Here is a 17225-nt window from a genome sequence, read left to right as displayed (position 1 = left end):
CGGACCCCACGTCTAGGCCACGTTCAGCCTCCACTGCTGGCAGGCGTTGTTCAGCCACGACCACTGGCGTACGTCCGCCCCGTCCGCCGTACCGCAGTCCGCCACATCCGCCACCTTGCCCGTGGCCTGGTTGACGATGCGGACGTGACCGCTGTCGGTGGCCACGAAGCGGAAGCGCTGGCAGGTGTTGTCCAGCCACGGCCACTGCCGCAGGTCGGCGCCGTCGGCGGACGAGCAGTTCTCGGTGTCCAGCACCTTTCCGGTGGCGACGTTCACCAGCCGGTGGGTGTCGTCCCCGAGGTCCTCCAGCCGCCAGCGCTGGTGGGCGCCGCCGTTGCAGGCGTACTGCTGCACGTTCGCCCCGTCGGCCGACGAACTCCCCGCCACCTCCAGGCACTTCGCGCTGTTGCGGTTGGTGAGGGTGTACGTGGTGGAGACGGCGGCCGGCTCACCGGAGGGCCCGCTCTGGGCCGCGCCGAGGCGGACGGGCGTACCGAGGTTCGGTGACCCGTCCGCGTTCCAGGTGAACTTCTGCGCCCGTGCCGTGCGCCCGTTGTCGCAGCCCTCGGAGGCGGAGTCGTTGGCGTGGTAGACGATCCAGCTCTCCGTTCCGTCCGGCGAGGTGAAGAACCCGTTGTGGCCGGGCCCGTAGACGCCGTTGCCGTCGCTGCGCTGGAAGACGGGCGTGGACTTCTTGGTCCAGGAGGAGGCGGAGGCCGGGTTCGACCCGGTGAGGGCCAGCCGGCCGAGCTTGTAGTCGGGGGTCCAGCAGCCGCTCGCCGAGTAGACCAGGAAGGTGCGGCCGCCCCGCTGGAGGATCTCCGGTCCCTCGTTGACGGTGCCGCCCTGCCGCTCCCAGTCGTACGTGGGCGTGGAGACGGTGGAGAAGGACGAACTCACCGTGTAGGGGTTCGACATGCGCGCGGCGACGATGTTCTGCGTGCCGTTGTGCGTGCTGCCGAACAGGTACAGCTGCCCGTTGATCGTGGCGACCGTCGGGTCCAGCATCCAGGAGGAGTTGAGCTGCCCCTTGTAGCTGTAGGGCCCCATGGGGTCGGATCCGGCGCTCTCCAGGACGTGGCTGCGCTGGGTGGGGTTGTAGTCGGCGACGTTCTGCCCGGCGACGTAGTACAGGTACCAGCGGCCGTTCAGGTAGTGCAGCTCCGGCGCCCAGATGTTGCAGCAGCGGGAGGCCGCGTCGCCCTGCCACACCTGCACGCTGGGGGCGGTGGCGAGGCCGCCGAGGGTGGGCGACTTGCGGACCGTGATGACATCGGTCCAGGACGTGCTGACCAGGTAGTAGTCGCCGTCGTGGTGGACGATCCACGGGTCGGCGCCCTTCTGGGCCTTGACGGGGTTGCCGAAGGAGGCCGCCTGCGCGGACGGCTGCCCGAACGAGAGGGCGAGCAGCAGCGCGGCCAGCAGGGTCAGTAGGCGACGGGCCATCCGCTGCTCCAGTTCAGGAGGTTGATGCCGAGCTTGGGCGTGCCGTTGTCGTTGCCGTCGTAGTAGTGGTAGACGATCAGGTCCCCGTCGACATCGTTCATGATCGACTGTCCGCCGGGCCCGATGACGCTGCCGTGCGACTCGAGCACCGGCGTCCCGCCGTTGTTCATCATCGAGACGCCGTTCTTGTCGCGGTACGGCCCGGTGATGCTGGTGGCGCGGCCGACCTTGACCTTGTAGGTCGAGCTGGTGCCGGCGCAGCAGGTGTCGTAGGAGGCGAAGAGGTAGTAGTAGCCGTTCCGCTTGACGATGAACGGTGCCTCGACGGCCTTGGTCCCGGAGGGGCGGGAGGCGAGGGAGTAGCGGGTGGTGTTGGAGGAGAGCTGCTTCCCCGTGGACGGGTTCACCTGGATCATCTTGATCCCGGTCCACCAACTGCCGAAGGACAGCCACCACTTGCCGTCGTCGTCCACGAAGAGGTTGGGGTCGATGGCGTTGTAGTCGCTGGAGGAGCTGGAGGTGTAGACGATGCCGTAGTCGCTCCAGCTGCCCGGTTGCCCGGTGGTGGAGCCGGCCAGCCCGATGGCGGAGGTGTTGGAGCCGAACTTCGAGACGGAGTAGTACATCAGGTACTTGCCGCCGTGGTACGAGATGTCCGGCGCCCAGGCCTCCGGCACGGAGGAGTAGTTCCGCCACCAGCTCGGGCGGGACGAGAACGCGTCGGCGCCGGCGGAGAAGGCGGTGCGGTCGCCGGAGGTCTTGTGGGCGATGCCGCCGCCGGTGGCGTAGAGCAGGTACTGCCCGGACGAGGTCCGGATCATCGACGGGTCGTGCGTGACGACGGAGCCCGTGACGCGGCCGGGGTTGGGGTACGCCGAGGCGGTGGTCGGCATCAGGGCGAGCAGCGCGGCGGTGGGGAGTGCGAGCAGGGCGGTGCGCTTGCGGAGCGTGCGGCTCATACGGGTTCTCCTTGCGGTGGGGGTCACGGTGGTGGGGTCACGGTGGTGGGGGTCACACGTCGTTCGGCATTCCGAACGGCGATCGCAAGTTCGAACGGACCGTAGAATCGAACCACTTGCGCGTCAATGCCCCGCGCGGCCTCAGTCAACTCGACCCGGGGTGCGACGACGGCGATACCGACATCGACACGGAGGAGCCCGCGGCGGTGCTCGTCGAGGGAGACGCGGCCCCCGACCGGTCGGCGGGCGGCGACATCAAAGTGCGGCCCGCACACCCTTCACGGGCGTACGGGCCGCACCGACCGGCCGGGTCAGGTCAGGTCAGGTCAGGTCACCGCGTCACGACTTCGCCGGGCACTCCTTCCACGCCAGGTGGTAGACCGTGCTGATGTCACCGTCCGTGGAGTCCATCGTCATGAAGCTGACCTGGTCCGAGGACGCCGTCCCCGCGCTGACGCGCAGCTCCGTGTTGATGTTGAAGTTGCGCTGGACCCCGCAGGGCGCGTAGACCAGCTGGGCCCAGTCGGTGGTGTCCGTGGCCTGCCAGTTGTCGTCGTAGGGGCCGGCGAACGCGTGGCTGCGGTGCTCCGTGTTCGGGGAGCCCTGGAAGTAGTACGACGCCCGCTGCGTCCCGCTCGCGCCGGACTGGAGCGAGGCGAAGCCCCGGTAGTCCGCGCCGGCGATGGCGTAGGTGAAGCCCTGCGGGACGTGGACCAGCAGGCTGAGCTGGCAGTTCTTGCGGTATGCGGTGGGATCGGAGCCCCCGCCCGCCTGGGCGAGGTAGTCGCTGTACGTCACGGTGAACGCGGTGTTGTCCGCGGAGACGGCGACCGCGGCGGTGCCCTTCGGGCATCCGGAACCGTTCACTGTGGCGACATCGATGACGATCTTGTCCGGCGGCGGGTCGTCGAACCCGGACGCCGGGCTGTGCGCGGGTAACGCGGCGGTCAGGAGCGCGGCCGCCGCCGCACTCAGGAGCAGTCCACCAGCCATGGTTCTCCATCCTTCGGTGGGGGGTGAAACAACCGTGATCGCTTGCCTTGGTCGTTTGCCTTGATCGCTTGCCTTGATTGAAGCGTCATGCACATGACAGAAGCGCACGCACATGAGCCCCCGACCCCGTGAAGGAGGCATGAAGATGCGGTGAAGGCCGGGAGCGCTCGCATCGTATGGACCCGCGCGACCGGCGGACAGAGTGAACTCCGGCCATTCACTTCCACCCCGTCACGCTCCACCCCATCACACCCTCACATAAGGGGCATAAAGGGGCCCGGGTGTGAACGGAGTGGTGCCGGTTCATGGACAATGGCCCACCAGCACCCCTTGTGGCACCCCAACAGGAGGCGCTCCCTTGGAGCTCAGCAGGCGTACCTTCACCGCCCTGGCCGGCACGGCGGCGCTCGGTCTCGCGCTCGCCGGCAGCGGCGGGGCGGCGACCGGCGCGCACGGGCCGCGCAGCGTGCCCACGGGCCCGCCGCCGCCCCCGCCGAGCGCGGACGGCAGGCGCCACCGGATCGGCTACGACCGGCACTCGCTGCTGGTCGACGGCCGGCGCCTGGTGCTGTGGTCGGGGGAGATGCACCCCTTCCGGCTGCCGAGCCCGTCCCTGTGGCGGGACGTGCTGCAGAAGCTGCGCGCCCACGGACACAACGCGGTCAGCGTCCCCGTGGCGTGGAACCACCACTCCCCCGCGCCCGGCGCGTACGACTTCACCGGGGTGCGGGATCTGCACCGGTTCCTGAGCACGGCCGCCGAGGAGCGGCTGTACGTCATCCTGCGCCCGGGGCCGTACATCGGCGCCGATGTCGACGCCGGCGGGTTCCCCGGATGGCTGACGGGCGTCGGGGGCACCGCACGGACCGCCGACCCGGAGTACCTGCGGCACGTCGACGAGTGGCTGAGCGCGGTCGACGCCATCGCCGTCCGGCATCTGTTCACCGCGGGCGGCGGCACCGTACTGCTGTACCAGTTCGAGGACGGCTCGGACGTGCCCGCCGACGATCCGGCCGGGCGGGCCTACCTGGACCACCTGTACGCGAAGGTGCGCGCCGACCGCATCGACGTACCGCTCTTCCACGCGGACGCGTACCTCGGCGAGCGCCCGGCCGGTCCGCGGAAGGCGCCCGGGTTCCGGACGGGAGCGCCCGGCGGCGCGGCCGACGGGTGGGGCGGGGTGGCGTCCGGCGGCAAGGGGTACGCCGAGGTGCGGCGGGCCCGTGACGCCGCGCAGGAGCGGCGCGAGCACCTCGGCCACCTCGCCGAGGGCGTGACCGTGCACAACGTCCGCATGGCGTTCGGCGGGACCTCGTGGGGCTGGCTGCCCGCGCCGGGCGTCTACACCTCGTACGACTTCGGGGCCCCGATCGACGAGGGCCGCCGGCCCACGCCGCGGCTGGCCCCGCTGCACCAGCTCGGGCACCTGGTGCGGACCGTGCCCGACCTCGCGCGGCTGGACGCGGCCCCCGGGGTGCGGGCCCGGGACGAACGGCTCGACGTGCGCCACCTGGCCAACCCCGACACCGGCGCCCAGGTGTACGTCGTGCGCAACGACTCCGCCGAGGAGATCACCTCGCTGCTGCCGGACTCCGGCATCGACGTGCCGGTCACCGTGGGGCCGCGCGACGCCAAGCTGCTCACCACCGGCCTGGAACTGGGCCGGCGCCGGCTGGCGTTCACCACCGCGCAGCCCATGCTGAGCATGACCGCCGGCCGGCAGGACATCGCCGTGTTCGCGGGCCGCGGCGGGGAGACCGCGCAGGTGGCGCTGGACTGCGAGAAGCAGCCGGTCACCAACCGGCTGGACGACGAACCCGCGTGGTCCTACGACCGGGGCAGGCTGAACATCGTGGTGCCGCTCGGCCCGGGCGGGCTGAGCCGGGTGCTCATCGAGGGCGGGGACTCCGACACGCCCATGGTGCTGCTGTTCGCCGACGACGCGACCGCGCTGCGCCTGTGGCCGTACGAGACCCCCTCCGGCGCGCTGCTGGTGTACGGCCCGGCGCTGCTGCGCTCGGCCACCGTGCGCGGCTCCACCGTCCACCTCGTCGGCGATGTCGTCGGCGAGACCGGCCTGGAGGTGTGGGCGCCGCGCGGGGTCACCGGCGTGACCTGGAACGGGCAGCCGGTGCGCACCCGGCTCAGCCGCGCCGGGAGCCTGGTGATGGAGGGGCTGATGCCGGGCGCGCCCGCGGTGCCGCTGCCGGTGCCGGCCGGATGGCGGCGGCGGGCCGAGAACCCGGAGTCCGAGCCGGACTTCGACGACTCGGCGTGGCCGGCCGCCGACCGCGCCACGTCGCACAGCACCACCCCCGTGCCCGGGGACGGCCCCGTCCTCTTCGCGGACGACTACGGCTTCCACTACGGCGACGTCTGGTACCGGGGGCGGTTCGAGGACACCCGGGGCATCGAGTCGGTGTCGCTGACCTACAGCACCGGTACGCAGGGGCTGCTGATGGCGTGGCTGGACGGGCGGCCCCTGGGCACCCACCGCATGCCGGTGCCGGACGACAAGACCGCGGCCAGGGGCACCTGGACGGCGACGGCCGCCTTCGACGTGCCGAAGAAGCTGCGCGCGCGGGGGCCGCACGTGCTGTCCGTGCTCGTCCGGCCGATGCAGCACGCCGGGGACGAGCGGGCGGAGGGCACCGCGCGGGACACGCACAGGGCCGCGCGCGGGCTCGTGTCCGCCGGTTTCGGGGGCGGCTCCCGGAGCGTGGACTGGCGGATCCAGGGGGCCGCGGCCCCGGACCGGGTGCGCGGGCCGCTGAACAACGGCGGGCTGTACGGGGAGCGGAAGGGCTGGCACCTGCCGGGCCACGACGACCGGGAGTGGCGGGCCGTGGACCTGCCGCGCGAGGATCGGCGGCAGGGAGTGGCCTGGTACCGGGCGGGCTTCCGGCTGGACGTCCCCGCGGAGGTGGACGCGTCGATCGGGCTCACCCTGGAGGACGACCCGGGGCGCGCCTACCGCGTGCAGATCTTCCTCAACGGCTGGAACCTGGGCCAGTACATCAACGACGTGGGCCCGCAGCACACCTTCGTCCTGCCGAACGGGATCCTGCGCACACGTGGGGCCAACACACTCGCCCTGGCGGTGTTGTCGGACGGGACCACACCGGCGGGGCCGCGGGACGTACGGCTGACGCTGCTGGGGGCCGCGCTGGGCGGCGTTCCGGTGGAGGCGGTGGACGCACCCGGGAAGTGAGCCCGCCGGAAGGGTGGGTCCACCGCCTCCGGCGGGGCTCAGGCCAGCCGGATCACGTTCCAGGACAGCGGCTCCAGCACGGCGGACAGACGGCCGTCGGCCAGGGTCGTGCCCTCGGCCGCGTGCGGGGTGACCCGCTCCGGTTCGGCGAGGGTGTTGCGGGCGTCCGGGTCGGCGTCCGAGAGCACGCTGTGCTCCACGACCGACGTGACCCCCAGGCCGCCGAGCGCGACGTCGAGGGGCAGCGACGCGGTGCGGCCGCGGTTGACCGCGAACACGGTCACCGAGCCGTCGTCGGCGCGCACGGCGGTGGCGTGCAGCAGGTCCGTCTCGCCGTACTTCCTCGTCTCGTACGTCGGCGAGTCCACGCGGACGTCGAGCACCTCGCCCCGGCCGTACCGCGAGGCCTGGGAGAACGGGAAGAACGTGGTCTGCCGCCAGGCCGGGCCGCCCGGCTCGGTCATGATCGGGGCGATCACGTTGACGAGCTGCGCGAGGCAGGCGACGGTGACGCGGTCGGCGTGCCGGAGCAGGGCGATCAGCAGCGAGCCGAAGACGACCGCGTCGGTGACGCTGTAGTTGTCCTCCAGCAGACGCGGCGCCTCCGGCCAGTCCAGCGCGCTGACCTGCGCCTCGGTGCGGGACAGGTACCAGACGTTCCACTCGTCGAAGGAGAGGTTGATCTTCTTCTTGGACTTCAGGCGGGCGCCGACGTGGTCGCAGGTGGCGACGACGTTCTCGATGAAGGACTCCATGTCCACGGCGGAGGCGAGGAAGGAGTCGACGTCGCCGTCGAGCGGCTCGTAGTAGGCGTGCAGGGAGATGTAGTCGACGAGGTCGTACGTCTCCTTCAGGACCGTCGCCTCCCACTCGGCGAAGGTCTCCATGGACTGGCCGGAGGAGCCGCAGGCGACGAGTTCGACGCCCGGGTCGATCTGGCGCATGGCGCGGGCCGTCTCGGCGGCGATACGGCCGTACTCCTCGGCGGTCTTGTGGCCGGTCTGCCAGGGGCCGTCCATCTCATTGCCGAGGCACCACATGCGGATGCCGAACGGGTCCTTGTCGCCGTGCTCGACGCGCAGGTCCGACAGGGCCGTGCCGGCGGGGTGGTTGGCGTACTCCTGGAGCTCCAGGGCCTCGGCGACGCCCCGGGTGCCGAGGTTGACCGCCATCATCGGTTCGGCCTGGGGGCCGATCTTCCTGAGGAAGGCGATGTACTCGGACAGGCCGAAGCGGTTGGTCTCCGTGGAGCGCCAGGCGAGGTCGAGGCGGCGGGGGCGGTCCTCCACCGGGCCGACGGAGTCCTCCCACTTGTAGCCGGAGACGAAGTTGCCGCCGGGGTAGCGGATGGCGGTGACGCCGAGTTCGCGGACCAGGTCCAGGACGTCCTGGCGGATGCCGTCCGCGTCCGCGGTGGGGTGGCCGGGTTCGAAGACGCCGGTGTAGACGCAGCGGCCGAGGTGTTCCACGAACGAGCCGAACAGGCGGGGGTTGACTTCGCCGACGGTGAAGGCGGGATCGAGGGTGAAGCGGGCGGTTCGCATGTGCGCCTTTCGGATCAGGGGGTTCACGTTGCGTTGCGGCTGCGGGTCGTGGGCGGCGGTCACTGGCCCGCCAGTCCCGTGTGGGCGACGCCCGCCACGATCTGCCGCTGGAAGAAGACGAAGACGATGATCAGCGGCAGGCCCGCCATCAGGCCGCCGGCCATGAGCTGGGCCCACTGGATGCCGTAGGAGTTCATGACGGTCGCGATGCCGTTCGGCATGGTCATCAGGTCGGGGTTGTTGGTCACCATGTACGGCCACAGGAAGTTGTTCCAGGAGCTGATGAAGGTGAAGATGCCGACCGCGGCGAGCGAGGGGCGCGACAGCGGCAGGATGATCGTGAAGAAGACGCGCCAGCGGCCGGCGCCGTCGATGAAGGCGGCCTCCTCCAGTTCGCGCGGGATGCCCTGGAAGAACTTGTAGAGGATGTAGACCATGGCGGCGGGCGCGCACTGCGGCAGGATCATGCCCCAGTAGGTGTCGACCATGCCCATCTGCTGGACGGTGGTGAACAGCGGGACGCCGAGGACCGCCGGGGAGATCATCAGGCCGGCCATCACCACGCCCATCAGGACGGCCTTGCCGCGGAACTCGGTGCGGGCGAAGCCGTATCCGGCCAGGGCGCTCACCATCAGGACGACGGTGGTGACGCAGACGGAGACGACGAGGGAGTTCACGAACCAGTTGGTGATGTTGCCGGTCTCGAACATCGCCGTCCAGGCCTGGCCGGTCCAGTCCTCGGGCAGCCAGTGCGGGGGTACCTCGACGGCCTCCGTCTCCGACTTCAGGGAGGTGAACAGGGCCCAGGCCAGGGGCGACACGATCACCGCGGCGACGGCGGTGCCGAGGAGGGTGAGGACGATCTGGCTCGGGGTCCAGCCCCGGCGGGCCCTGGTCCGTATCGGTGCTGCGGCGGTGGTCATCGGCCGCCCTCCTCACGGTTGCGCAGCAGCCACATCCGTGCGAGGGCGACGGCCGCGATGAGCACGAAGAAGATGATGGAGATCGCGGAGGCGTAGCCCACGCGGTAGGCGGTGAAGCCCTCTTCGAGGGTGAACTGCACGAAGGTGCGGGTGGAGTCCTCGGGGCCGGGGCCGAAGTCCATCATGACGACGGCCTGGTCGAAGACCTGGAGCGAGGCGAGGATCTGCAGGGCGATCACCAGGCCGGTGATGTTGCGCAGCATCGGCAGGGTGATGTGGACGATGCGGCGCCAGGCGTTCGCGCCGTCCAGTGTGGCCGCCTCGTACAGGTGGGCGGGGATGCCCTGGAGGGCGGCGAGGTAGAGCAGGAAGCTGAAGCCGACCGTCCACCACAGGGTGCAGATGACGACGGCGAGCATGGCGTACGACGTGTCGGACAGCCACGGGGTCTCGATGCCGAAGACGTGGTTGACCATGCCGGTGCCGGGGTTGAACAGCCACTGCCAGAGGTTGCCGGCGACGGTGGACGGCAGCAGGAACGGCAGGAAGAAGCAGAGCCGCCACAGCCACTTGCCGCGTTCGATGTGGTGGGCGAGCATGGCCAGCCCGAACGCCAGGACGGTGATGCAGGGCACGACCAGCAGCGTGAAGTAGGCGCTGTGGCCGAGGGAGTCCCACATCAGGTCGTCGTGGAGGGCCTCGCGGTAGTTGTCGAGGCCGACGAAGTTCGCCTCGTCGCCGGAGATGTTGGCGTCGGTGAAGCTGAGCCACAGGCCCCGCAGCAGCGGCCAGATCACGAACAGGGCGAACAGCGTCAGGAACGGGGCGACGAACCATCCGCCGTGCTGGAAGCCCTGGCGGCGGCGGGCGGTGGCGGTGCCGGCGGCGGCCTTCGCGGGCGCCGGGGCGACGACGGTCTCGGCACTGGCGGTCGTCATGCGGCCGCACCTCCCTCGGCGGCGGTCCGGCCGTCCATCGGGTTCTTCATGGTGAGCAGGTGGGCGAGGACGCCCTCCATGCGGCGGGCCGCGGCCTCCGGCTTGGCGGAACCGGCGGTGGAGGCCATCACGACGGGGCCGACGCGCTGGGCGAGCAGTCCGGTGGAGCCGGCGAACCACACCTTCGGCTCGGTGGCCTGGTGGTCCATCGCGGAGACGTACTCGCTCTGCGGCTTCAGCTTCTTGTACGCGGCCGAGGACAGGGTCGGCGTGTGGGCGGGGATGTGGCCGCCGCCGGCCCACTGGCGGGCGTGCTGCACGACGTAGGCGGCGAGCCGGTGGGCGGCGTCGTTGCCGGTGCCGCCGCGGCCGGACTGGTGCGGCAGCACGAAGGCGTGGGACTCGGCGTGGGTGGCCGGGCGGCCGAAGACGGGCGGCAGCGGGACCGCGCCGTAGTCGAGCTTCGCGGTGTCGAAGACCGGCACCGACCAGTTGCCCTCCAGGGTGAACGGGGCGCCGTTGACGAACTGTTCGGCGTCGGCGGCCCCGGGGACGGTGTAGCCGTCGGTGATGTGCCGGCGCAGGAACTCCAGGACCTCGGTGGCCTTGCCGGTGTCGAAGGTGACCTCGGTGTTGGCGGCGTCGAACCAGGTGCCGCCGAGCTGGGTGTAGAAGGCGACGAACATCCACCACTGGATGTTGAGGTCGTTGACGTGCAGGCCGAGGGTCTGCAGTCCGCCGCGGGTGGCCTTCTTCGCCTGCTTCAGCACGTCGAACCACTCCTCGGCCGACGTCACCGGCACCATCCGGCCGTCGCCGTCGAGCAGGCCCGCCTTCCTCAGTACGTCCCGGCGGTAGAAGCAGAGCTGTACGTGGATGTCGAGGGGGAGGGCGTAGAGCTTGCCGTCGACGACGGCGCGCTTCCACAGGTCGGGGTTGAAGTCCTCCTCACGCACCCCGTACCGGGCGAGCAGGTCCACGTCCCAGGGGTCGAGGAGGCGGCCCGGGGAGAATCCGGGGACCCGGCCGAGGTGCATGACGGCGAGGTCCGGCGCGCGGTTGCCCGCGGCGGCCATCGCGAGCTTGGTGTAGTAGGGGTTGCCCCACTGGAGGGTGGAGTCCTTCACGTCGATGCCGGGGTTCTCCGCGCGGAAGGAGTCCAGCATCCCGATCATGTTGTAGCCGTCGCCGCCGCTGAAGAGGTTCCAGTAGCGCACCCGGGTGTCCGCTCCGGAGGCGAGCGCGTCGGCTCCGGTTCCGAGCGCCGCGAAGCCGAAGCTTCCGGCGATCGTCAACCCGCCCAGTCCGGTGAGGAGTTGCCTGCGATCCAGGCCAGGTCGTCCCATGCCCTGCCCCATCTGCTTGAAGAGATTGCCATGTTCGACATATCGAATAGCGCTCGTAACTTCGAACGGGACCGTAGGTGTGAAGCGTCGGCGCGTCAATGCTTCGGACACAACTCGGGGCAGGACTTCTCCCGCACCCTTTCGCGCACGGACGGGCGCCGTACGGTCATCCGCGGCGGGGCAACGGTCACCGGATCGCAAGACGCGGGCATGGGTCGCCGCGTAGGCTCGAACGGCGGCGAGTGAGAGCGAGGGGACGCGATGGGGTTCGCGGACGCGGCCATGGGTCCGGCCTCGTTCCTCAGCGAGTTCTACACGTCCTTCTGGTGGATCCCGGCCGGCGTGCTGGCCGCCGCCCTGGCCATCAAGCTGCCGACCATCATCCGGCTCTGGACGGATCCCCTGCTGCGCGCGGTCGGCGGACTGCTGCTGCTCGCCTGCGCCGTGTTCGTGTTCGTCGCACCCTCGACGATCGTCTGGGTCAACCGGGTCACCGGCGTGCCGAACATCTCGGCGCCCTGGGTGTACTCACTGCTGACCGCGTTCTGCGGCTCCTGCCTGGTGCTGATCATCGCCTGGCGCGACGGCCTGCCCGAGCACTCCGCCTCCACCCGCCGGGCCACCCGCTGGGTCGTCTCCGTCTACGGGGGCGTGATCGCCGCCCTGTGGGTGCTGTTCGCCCTCGCGGACGTGCCCGTCGAGCGGACCCGGGACCTGGACACCTACTACGCGCGCACGCCGTTCATGCGCGAGGAGATCCTGCTGTACCTCCTCGCGCACACCACCGCCTCCCTCGTCACCGCGAAGCTGATCCGCAACTGGATCCGCACCGACGGACTCGACGCCTGGCTGCGCTGGGGACTGAAGTTCCTGGGCGTCGGCTACGCGCTCAACCTGGCCTTCGACGCCGCCAAACTCACGGCGGTGGGGGCGCGTTGGACCGGCCACGACCTGGACTGGCTCAGCCTCCACCTGGCCCCGGCGCTGGCGTGCCTGTCGGCGGTGTCCATCGCGGTCGGCTTCATCCTGCCGCACGCCGGTCAGTACCTGCACGAGCGCTGGCGGATCCGGCTGGCCCACCGCCGGCTGCGGCCGCTGTACCGGCTGATGCGGACCGTGCACGGCTCCGGGGTGCCGCCGGTGCTGCGGGCCAGCGCCGAACTGCGCCTGACCCGCCGCGAGACCTTCATCCGTGACGTGCTGCTGCCGCTGGCCCGGCGCACCGACGAGCGGCTGCGGGAGAGGTCGTACGCGGCCGCCCTCGGCCTGGGCTTCGGGCCGGAGCGGGCGAGGGCGCTCGCCGCGGCCGTGGTGATCCTCGACGCGGTCGAGGACGCGGGCGCCCGCGACACCGGCCACGGCCACGGCCCCGACACCACGGAGCTGCTCCGCGAGATCGGGGCCGTCTCGCGCGCCCTGCGCCACCCCGACGTGATCCGGGAGGTCCGCGCCCGCGCCGTGGCACCCGAGGACACCACGGCGGTCACCGAGTGACGGCCCCGGACGAGGAACTGGCCGGGACGGCACACGTCTTGGCATATTGCACAGGTGACCGAGCCACACCCAGGGGAACAGGGAGACAGCGGTGCGTACCAGGAAGGAGATGCGTCGTCTCGCTGACGCCCTCATCGACCCCATCCAGGTGGCCGTCCCGGCCGACCCCGAGGTCCTCTTCGACGCGCTCGTCGCGTCCGTCAGCGCGTGGCGGGGACGCGAGGTCGTCGTCCACCGGGCGTCCTTCCCGCCGCACACCGCCAGCGGGCTGTGGCTGGAGCGCGAGAGCCACGACGACGTGGTGGTGGACGAGCGGGCCGCCGTGTGGCACCAGATCGTGATCTTCTGCCACGAGGTGTGGCACATGAGCCGCCGGCCGTCCGGCACGGGCGAGGGACTTCGGCCGGTCGCGGCGCGCACCGACTTCAGCCTCGCGGAGGAGCAGGAGGCCGACCGCTTCGGCATGCTGATGGGCCGCAGGCTGCGCACCTGGCTGGACGCCTCCACCGACTCGGTGTTCGCCGCGGCGGGCGGCGCCGCCGAGGACCCGCAGGACCTCGCCGGACGCATCGGGGCCGCGCTCAACTACCGCGGGACGAAGAGATGAGCGGCCTGATCAACTACATCAGCTGCGGGGTGCTGTGGCTGGGACTGCTGGTGAAGGCGCCCGATCTGCTGCGGCACCGGCACGACCCCTATCTGCGGGCGATCTGCGCGGTGCTGGGGCTGGCCGGGCTGTGCTTCTTCCTCGGGGCGCCGCCGACCGTCGGCGCGGTCAACCGGATCGGCGGGGTGCCGAACCTCGCGGCGCCGGTCACCTACGTGGCGATCACCGGCTACTGCGCCGCCTCGCAGGTGCTCATCGTGCACTGGCGCGGCGGCCCCCGGGTGCACCGCACCGCCCGCCGCTGGATGGTCGCCTACGCCGTGGTCGTCGTGTGCATCGCGGTGACCTTCGGCCTCGGTGAGGCCCCGGTGGAACGCCGCACCGACCTGGACACCTACTACGCGACGACCCCGTTCATCGCCCAGATGATCGTGCTCTACCTGCTCGCGCACCTCACCGCGGTCACCGTCACCACGGTGTCGGCGCTGCGCTGGGCGCGCCGGGTGCGGGGCGGGCTGCGGGCGGGGCTGGTCCTGCTCGGGACCGGTTCGCTGTGCGGCGCCGGGTACAGCGTGGCCAAGCTGGTCGCGGTGGGCGCCCGCTGGTCCGGGCGGGACTGGTCGCGGCTCGGCACCACCGTCTCCCCGGCCGCCGCCGGTCTGGGCGCCCTGCTGACGGTCGTCGGCGTGCTGGTGCCGCTGGCGACGCCCCGGGTGGCCGAGTGGCGGCGGGCCCGGCGGACGTACGCCCGGCTGGAACCCCTGGAGCGCGCGCTGGACGACCTGCTCACCCGCCGGACGCTGCGGCTGCCCCGGCCCCGGCTGGCCTCCCCGACCACCCGGCTGATGTGGCGGCAGACCAGCATCCACAACGCGCTGAGCCACCTGGACGCCTACTTCGACCCGGACGTGTACGACCGGACCCGCGCCGGTGTGCTGGACACGACGGGGGACGCGGAACGGGCCGAGGCCGCCGCCTGGGCCGCGGTGATCACCGCGGCGGTACGGCACGAGGCGGACCCGGGCCGGGAGGTCCCGCCGCCCGCCGGCACCGGCCGGCTCCTCGACCGGGTGCCGGACCCGACCGCCCTCGCCCGCGTCGCCGACGCGCTGACCGGGGGGATCCCGCTCCCCGCGGCGACCCCCGTGCCGAGCGGCACCACGACCACGGCGGGAACCACATGAGTCTCGTCGTGTACCTGGCGGCCTTCGTGTTCGGGATGACCTCCGTGCTGCTGTTCCGCCGTCCGCGCCGGGCCATGCGCAATCCGCTGACCCTGTCCACCTGCGCGGCGATCGTCCTCGGCGCGCTGGTCTTCGTCTGCGCCGCCCCGCCCACCCTGGCCACCGTCAACGAGCTGACCGGCGTCCCCAACTTCGGGGCCCCGCTGACGTACGGCATGCTCTCCGCGTACAGCTGCGCCGTGCTGGTGCTGCTGATCAACTGGCGGGGCGGTACGCGGGCGCGGGTGCGGCGCCTGGTGCTGCGCGCCGTGGCCGCCTACGGCGTGCTGGTGGTCGCCATCGTCGTGCTGTTCTCCCTCGCCGACGCGGACACCGAGCGGCTCACCGACCTCGACACCTACTACGCCACCACCCCGTTCATGCGGGAGATGATCCTGCTGTACCTGGTCGGGCACAGCGCGGCGATGCTGGTGATGTGCGCCGTCTGCGTCAAGTGGGGGCGCGAGGTCGGCGGGCTGCTGCGGACCGGGCTGCGGCTGATCCTGCTGGGGGCGCTGCTGGACGTGGTGGGGTTCCAGCTCGCCAAGTACACGGCGATCGTGGCCCGCTGGACGGGCCACGACCTCGACTTCCTGTCCACCACGCTCGCCCCGCCGATGGCGTCGCTGGCCGCGCTGCTGTGTTCGGCCGGGTTCGTGCTGCCGAGGCTGCTGCCCTCCGCCCGCGCCCAGTGGCGGGGACTGGGCGACTACCGGCGGCTGGCCCCGCTGTGGTCGCTGGTGCGGTCGGTGTCCACCGCGCCCAAGCCGCCGACCGGCTGGTGGCAGCTGCCGCAGGCCCGGTTGCAGTGGCGTGAGGTGTCCATCCACGACGCGCTGCTCGCGCTGGCGCCCTACTTCGACCACCGGCTCCGTGAGCGGGTGCGGGACACCGCCCTGCGCGAGGGCCGCTCCGCCCACCAGGCGCGGCTCGCGGCGGAGGCGGCCATGCTCGCCGACGCGGCGCGGCGGGCCGCCGCCCGCGAGGAACCGCCCGAGCCCACCGGCGCCTACCGGCTGCACGCCACCGAGGTCTCCGGCACCGGCGGGCTGGTGGAGCTGGCCCAGGCCCTTGTCCCGCCGCCCGCCGCCCCCGGCGGTGCGGTCCCGCCGTCCCTGGCCGAACCCGAGGAGCCCCATGTCGCGTAGAGCTGTCGTCGTCGGTGCCGGTCTGGCCGGCATGCTGGCCGCGGCCGTGCTGTCCACCGCGGGGGTGGACGAGGTGATCGTGCTGGACCGGGACGAGCTGCCCGACGGGCCGGAGCACCGCAAGGGGCTGCCGCAGGGGCGGCACGCCCATCTGCTGATGACCGGCGGCCTGAACGCCATGGAGGAGCTGCTGCCGGGCGTCGGGCTGCGCCGGCGGCTGCTCGCCGCCGGGGCTCACGAGGTGTCGCTCAGCTCGGGCATGCTGGCCCGCACGCCCGAGGGCTGGCTGCGGCGGTGGCGGCGCGAGGGCCCGTCCATGGTGACGTGCAGCCGGGCGCTGCTGGACTGGGTGGTGCGGTCGGCGGTGCGCGACATGGCGCCGGTGCGCTTCCGCAGGGCGGCGGTGGTGGGGCTGACGGGGTCCGCGGAGCGGGTGCGGGGAGTGCGGATCGCGGCGCCCGGCGGGGACACCGACCTCGCGGCGGACCTGGTCGTCGACGCGAGCGGCCGCGGTACGCGGGTCGTCAGCTGGCTGGACGGGCTCGGACTGTCCGGTGTGCGGGAGCGGGCGGTGGACTCCGGGCTGGTCAACGCGTCGCGGGTGTACCGGGTGCCGGAGGGCGCGGAACGGTTCCCGCTGACGATCGTGCAGGCCAATCCGTATGTGTCCCGGCCGGCCCGGAGCGCGATGGTCATGCCGATCGAGGGGGGCCGCTGGCTGGTGAGCTGCGGGGGCTCGCGCGGTGGTGAGCCGCCGGCCGACCCGGAGGGCTTCCTGCGGTACACGCTCGCCCTGCCGGACCCGATCGTGGGGCGGCTGATCTCCGGCGCGGAGCCGCTCACCGATGTGCATCTGAGCCGGTCGACCAGCAATGTGCGGCGCTACCTGGAGAAGCTGCCGCGCTGGCCGGAGGGGTTCGTGGTGCTCGGGGACGCGCTGGCCACGTTCAACCCGGCGTACGGGCACGGCATGTCGGTGGCCGCGTTCGGGGCGCGGGTCCTCGGCCGGGAGCTGGACCGGGCCGGCTCCCTCGGGGCGCCCGGTCTCGCCCGGCGGGTGCTGCGGGGCGCGGCGCGCTCGGCGGACGGGGCGTGGTCCATGGCGGTCAGCCAGGACGTCCTCTACCCGGGGGTGCGCGGCGGCCGCCCGACGCCGGGCGACCGCGTCCTGACGGCCTACACGCGCCGCATGATGAAGGCGGCCACCGGTTCGTACGCGGCGGCCGCGGCGATCTGGGACGTCACCAGCCTGCGCACGCCCCCGACCCGCATGTTCCACCCCGGCGCCGTCCTGGCGGCCCTCGCCGGTTCCCCCCTGCCCCCGTCCACCGAGCCCCCGCTGACCCCGGGGGAACGTGCCGTCCTGCGGGGCCTGGACCGGACGGGGGTGTGA

At 72.0% G+C, this 17225-nt stretch carries 13 protein-coding genes; 6 read left to right on the top strand and 7 right to left on the bottom strand.

What is annotated here, in order from left to right; genetic code table 11:
- Nucleotides 1-12: 12 nt before the first annotated feature.
- From FHX78_RS23620 to FHX78_RS23610, 3 genes are all read right to left on the bottom strand, one after another.
- A complete protein-coding gene (locus tag FHX78_RS23620; protein WP_145869417.1) occupies nucleotides 13-1446 on the bottom strand; it encodes a family 43 glycosylhydrolase in 1434 nt (477 codons plus the stop codon).
- On the bottom strand, nucleotides 1428-2405 hold the full coding sequence (locus FHX78_RS23615; RefSeq protein ID WP_145869416.1) for an arabinan endo-1,5-alpha-L-arabinosidase: 978 nt from the start codon (nucleotides 2403-2405) through the stop codon (nucleotides 1428-1430). The genes FHX78_RS23620 and FHX78_RS23615 overlap by 19 nt, the downstream gene beginning before the upstream one ends.
- 339 nt (nucleotides 2406-2744) lie before the next feature.
- Nucleotides 2745-3398 (bottom strand): DUF4360 domain-containing protein, encoded by a 654-nt coding sequence (locus FHX78_RS23610; RefSeq protein WP_145869415.1) that lies wholly within the window; start codon nucleotides 3396-3398, stop codon nucleotides 2745-2747.
- A 358-nt stretch (nucleotides 3399-3756) separates the two neighbouring features.
- Here FHX78_RS23610 and FHX78_RS23600 point away from each other — a divergent pair, with 358 nt between their 5' ends.
- A complete protein-coding gene (locus tag FHX78_RS23600) occupies nucleotides 3757-6609 on the top strand; it encodes a glycoside hydrolase family 35 protein (protein WP_145869414.1) in 2853 nt (950 codons plus the stop codon).
- 38 nt (nucleotides 6610-6647) lie between these two features.
- On the opposite strand, the gene arfA is transcribed toward FHX78_RS23600, so the two are convergent.
- The 4 genes from arfA to FHX78_RS23580 are packed head-to-tail and all read right to left on the bottom strand — an operon-like array spanning nucleotide 6648 to nucleotide 11360.
- Nucleotides 6648-8153, bottom strand: coding sequence for an arabinosylfuranosidase ArfA (arfA, locus tag FHX78_RS23595; RefSeq protein WP_145869413.1), 1506 nt, complete (start codon nucleotides 8151-8153; stop codon nucleotides 6648-6650).
- 59 nt (nucleotides 8154-8212) lie between these two features.
- Nucleotides 8213-9076 (bottom strand): carbohydrate ABC transporter permease, encoded by an 864-nt coding sequence (locus FHX78_RS23590; protein ID WP_145869412.1) that lies wholly within the window; start codon nucleotides 9074-9076, stop codon nucleotides 8213-8215.
- On the bottom strand, nucleotides 9073-10014 hold the full coding sequence (locus FHX78_RS23585; protein WP_145869411.1) for a carbohydrate ABC transporter permease: 942 nt from the start codon (nucleotides 10012-10014) through the stop codon (nucleotides 9073-9075). The genes FHX78_RS23590 and FHX78_RS23585 overlap by 4 nt, the downstream gene beginning before the upstream one ends.
- Nucleotides 10011-11360 (bottom strand): extracellular solute-binding protein, encoded by a 1350-nt coding sequence (locus FHX78_RS23580; protein WP_145869410.1) that lies wholly within the window; start codon nucleotides 11358-11360, stop codon nucleotides 10011-10013. Before FHX78_RS23580 ends, FHX78_RS23585 begins: the two co-directional genes overlap by 4 nt.
- 261 nt (nucleotides 11361-11621) lie before the next feature.
- On the opposite strand from FHX78_RS23580, the gene FHX78_RS23575 reads away from it, so the two are divergent.
- The 5 genes from FHX78_RS23575 (at nucleotide 11622) to FHX78_RS23555 (ending at nucleotide 17225) form a co-directional block, all read left to right on the top strand.
- Nucleotides 11622-12854: a DUF6545 domain-containing protein gene (locus FHX78_RS23575; protein WP_145869409.1), complete on the top strand. Its 1233-nt coding sequence runs from the start codon at nucleotides 11622-11624 to the stop codon at nucleotides 12852-12854.
- A 109-nt stretch (nucleotides 12855-12963) separates the two neighbouring features.
- Nucleotides 12964-13461: a toxin gene (locus FHX78_RS23570; protein ID WP_229924051.1), complete on the top strand. Its 498-nt coding sequence runs from the start codon at nucleotides 12964-12966 to the stop codon at nucleotides 13459-13461.
- Nucleotides 13458-14645 (top strand): MAB_1171c family putative transporter, encoded by a 1188-nt coding sequence (locus FHX78_RS23565; RefSeq protein ID WP_145869407.1) that lies wholly within the window; start codon nucleotides 13458-13460, stop codon nucleotides 14643-14645. Before FHX78_RS23570 ends, FHX78_RS23565 begins: the two co-directional genes overlap by 4 nt.
- Entirely contained in the window at nucleotides 14642-15832 is a 1191-nt protein-coding gene (locus FHX78_RS23560; RefSeq protein ID WP_145869406.1) for an MAB_1171c family putative transporter, read from the top strand. The genes FHX78_RS23565 and FHX78_RS23560 overlap by 4 nt, the downstream gene beginning before the upstream one ends.
- Complete coding sequence (locus FHX78_RS23555; RefSeq protein WP_145869405.1) at nucleotides 15822-17225, top strand: NAD(P)/FAD-dependent oxidoreductase; 1404 nt, start codon at nucleotides 15822-15824, stop codon at nucleotides 17223-17225. The genes FHX78_RS23560 and FHX78_RS23555 overlap by 11 nt, the downstream gene beginning before the upstream one ends.

Origin of the sequence: Streptomyces capillispiralis (assembly GCF_007829875.1) — a bacterium.
GTDB lineage: Bacteria > Actinomycetota > Actinomycetes > Streptomycetales > Streptomycetaceae > Streptomyces > Streptomyces capillispiralis.
Note: the sequence above shows the minus strand (reverse complement) of the source record. Positions and strands in the feature narration are given on the sequence as shown.